The 449-nt window shown below is 76.8% G+C and carries 1 protein-coding gene; it reads right to left on the reverse strand.

Going from position 1 to position 449, the window contains the following annotated elements:
• A partial coding sequence (locus tag G3I40_RS35490) for an acyltransferase domain-containing protein (RefSeq protein WP_164558953.1) occupies positions 1 to 449 on the reverse strand: 449 nt, incomplete at both ends.

The following is a 449-nucleotide window of genomic DNA, read 5'->3' on the forward strand; positions in this document are numbered from 1 at the left end:
GGGGCGTCGAGGTCGGTGCCGTCGACGTACCCGCCGGTGGCCGACGAGTAGAACGGCACGGCGCCGGGGCGGGTGCGCAGCGGGCCCGGGGGCGTCGTCGGGCGCCGCGACCAGGCGGTGATCAGGCGGGCGCCCTCGTCGAGCGGCAGTGCGCCCGCGAAGACCGCGGCGGCCACTTCGCCGGTGCCCTGCCCGAGGACGACGGCGGGTTCGACGCCCCAGTCGCTCAGGGTGCGGGCGAGGGCGGTCTGCAGGGCGAACAGGACGGGCTGGACGACGTCCGCACGCTCCAGACGGGACGTGGCCCGGTCGGCGAGGAGTTCCGCGGTGACCGACCAGCCGGTGTACGGCCGCAGGGCGCGGTCGCACGCGTCGAGGGCGGCGCGGAAGGCGGGTTCGCCGAACAGTTCGCGCCCCATGCCGAGCCACTGCGAGCCGTGCCCGGAGAA

This window comes from Streptomyces sp. SID14478, from assembly GCF_010548525.1.
In the GTDB taxonomy this organism is placed as follows: domain Bacteria; phylum Actinomycetota; class Actinomycetes; order Streptomycetales; family Streptomycetaceae; genus Streptomyces.